The sequence below is a fragment of the Bacillus sp. JJ1474 genome, from assembly GCF_036965225.1.
GTDB lineage: Bacteria > Bacillota > Bacilli > Bacillales > Cytobacillaceae > Cytobacillus.
This window is the reverse complement of sequence record NZ_JBALPC010000306.1, coordinates 1-2,648: the sequence shown is the minus strand read 5'-3', so window position 1 is coordinate 2,648 and position 2,648 is coordinate 1. Positions and strand designations below refer to the sequence as shown.

General features: G+C 33.8%; 3 protein-coding genes. 2 read left to right on the top strand and 1 reads right to left on the bottom strand.

Going from position 1 to position 2,648, the window contains the following annotated elements:
- The first annotated feature begins 150 nt into the window (after nucleotides 1-150).
- Complete coding sequence (locus tag V7164_RS25085; protein WP_335346336.1) at nucleotides 151-345, top strand: hypothetical protein; 195 nt, start codon at nucleotides 151-153, stop codon at nucleotides 343-345.
- A 127-nt stretch (nucleotides 346-472) separates the two neighbouring features.
- Entirely contained in the window at nucleotides 473-1,906 is a 1,434-nt protein-coding gene (locus V7164_RS25080; RefSeq protein ID WP_335346335.1) for a PLP-dependent aminotransferase family protein, read from the top strand.
- A gap of 177 nt (nucleotides 1,907-2,083) precedes the next feature.
- Here V7164_RS25080 and V7164_RS25075 read toward each other — a convergent pair whose 3' ends face one another.
- Nucleotides 2,084-2,533: a YfmQ family protein gene (locus V7164_RS25075; RefSeq protein WP_335355578.1), complete on the bottom strand. Its 450-nt coding sequence runs from the start codon at nucleotides 2,531-2,533 to the stop codon at nucleotides 2,084-2,086.
- Between the last annotated feature and the right edge of the window lie 115 nt (nucleotides 2,534-2,648).

Here is a 2,648-nt window from a genome sequence, read left to right as displayed (position 1 = left end):
GGTGTCATACAATAAAGTGGATGGTGGAATTTATTCAATAATGGATGGGTACAAGCATTACCATTTATTTTATAGTAATGATTTAGATGAAAAATAACTTTGGGCAGTTTTGATAGACTTTTTAATTAAATTATGAAAAAGAGGTGGCCTATGAAAATATTGATTGCTTTTGTCATAATTATTTCAATACTAGCTGGGGCTGGGACAGTACTGGTAGCGAGTAAGAGTGACAAGAATTATAGTGGCTCAACTAAAAAAAATACTACTAACTTAACATTCATTTATGCTATCGTTATATTATTGTCTGTCATTGCGCTTGGTGTGTATATTAGTAAAATTGTTTAGTGGATAGCAATGTTAAATACCCTATTGGTCGTGTGACTCAATAGGGTATTTATTTGTATTATTGAAAAAAGTAAGGAAAATTAGGTTACAATATATAAAACAAAATTTTAAAAAGGGATGCAAATAAATGGACTGGAATATTGACCGAAAAGCTAAAAAACCGATTTATAAACAAATTGCTGAGTTTATTGAAAATGGCATTGCTGATGGAACTTTTCCTCCAGATAAACCACTACCCTCTGAGAGATACTTAGCTAAAGGGCTAAATATAAATAGAAGCACTGTTGTAGCTGCATATGATGAGCTTGAATCAAATGGTCTCATTCAACGTAATCGTGGAAGTGGTACAACTATTAGTAAGGATATATGGGGGATCACTAAAAAGCGTATACCTAGTTGGAACAAATACATTGAAGCAGGGACGTTTTTACCTAATTTACCGATCGCTCAAAGAATACGTAAAGAGATGGAAGAGCAGCAATTAATTAATTTAGCCAGTGGTGAATTATCGGAGGATCTCTTTCCGGTGAACGCGTTAAGGGAGATTACTTCAACTCGGTCTTTTATCGGTAGGCTAGGTTATGATCATCCACAGGGGAGTGTAGTATTAAGGACTACCATTACAAAGCATGTGAAGGAGTTTCGAAATATCGATACAAATCCCTCATCTATTCTCATTACTTCGGGAGCTCAACAAGCTTTACACCTAGTCGTTCAATGCTTATTAAAGCCTGGTGATGCAGTAGTGATTGAAGATCCATCCTATCATTATAATCTCCCAATATTTAAATCAGCAGGTTTAAAAACTTTCTATTTACCAGTAAATGACGATGGTGTAGATCCAAATGAATTACTAGAATTACATAAAAAACATCGGATAAGAATGATATTTTTAAATCCAGCTTTTCAAAATCCAACAGGCACTTTGCTAAAAGAGAGCCAGCAGAAAACCATTTTAGAAATATCATCAGAACTTGGAATTCCTGTAGTGGAGGACGACCCGTATAGTTTAACGTCTTTTAAAGGAGAAGAAGTGTCAACATTAAAATCACTCGATAAACATGGGAATGTGTTATACATTAGCTCTTTATCAAAAGTCGTTGCTTCAGGTTTAAGGATTGGCTGGATTATCGGACCAAGATCGGTCATAGAGAGATTATCTGATGCTAAACAACAAATTGATTTTGGACATGCTAGCTTTACCCAATGGATCGCTAACGATTTTTTAGAATCAGAGCATTTCCATTCTCATATCAAGAAATTAGTGAAGGAATTAGAAAAGCGGCGCCATCAAATTGTATCAAGTTTTAATCATTATCTAAAGGATCAAGTGGAGTTTACGATTCCTCAAGGTGGAATCCATATTTGGTGCAAATTAAAAAGAGATGTAGATGAAATGAAACTATTGGAAAACTCCATAAAGCGAGGAGTTATCTATGTCCCAGGGTCCATGATGGGATCCAAAAAATGTTATGCGCGTTTTACTTTTGCTAGAGAGAATGAAGAGACTATCAATGAAGGAATAAAAAGGTTTGCGGACGCACTAAAATCAGCGAGATAAAGAAAGAGAATCTTGATTTCATTCATGGTTCATTTTTTATTTTAGGCTGTGCTCATATACAATGTTGAATTTAGCCTTATGTGTATGACGTGAACAGGTTTTATTCGGTATGAGTAATGTAGCGAACCTATACACATAAGGCGTTGTAAGAATCAACAGTTCTCTTAAATATGTACATCAAGCCATTTTTTTTCTACTATTTGAAATAGTAAACTTTTGTAGATACTCAGATCTAAGACTATAAGAAGCAACTTTCTTCTTCCACTGTTTGACTACGTCAACGTGGTCATCGTAACTATAAATATAAAAATTCATTTCTTTTTTTCTACTTTTTACGTTGATGACAAATGGAATAACATTAGTCTCTGGATGTAAAAACAATTTTTCATTGCCCGGAAATATATGGTTTTTTCCTAAAAATTGAGCTTCATTAAAGTAGTCATTAAATCTAATTTTTTCTTCCTTTTTTAAGTGCGTTCCGTTAAATGTTACAGTAATATCTTTTGAATCAAGCTTTGGATGAAGTGCAAATTTACCTAAAACCCATCCCACAAGTGCACTTGGGGGACACATTGAAAATGTTAAAATTATTCCAATTACTATAACAGCAATAGTCGTCCAAATCATTTCATATCAACTCCTTAATTTAATGAACGGAAGTCAAACAAATAATAAATAGGCATCCCTTAACCACTTCCCCTTCGTACTATCATAGATTAAAATTCATTAGAAATAACCATCC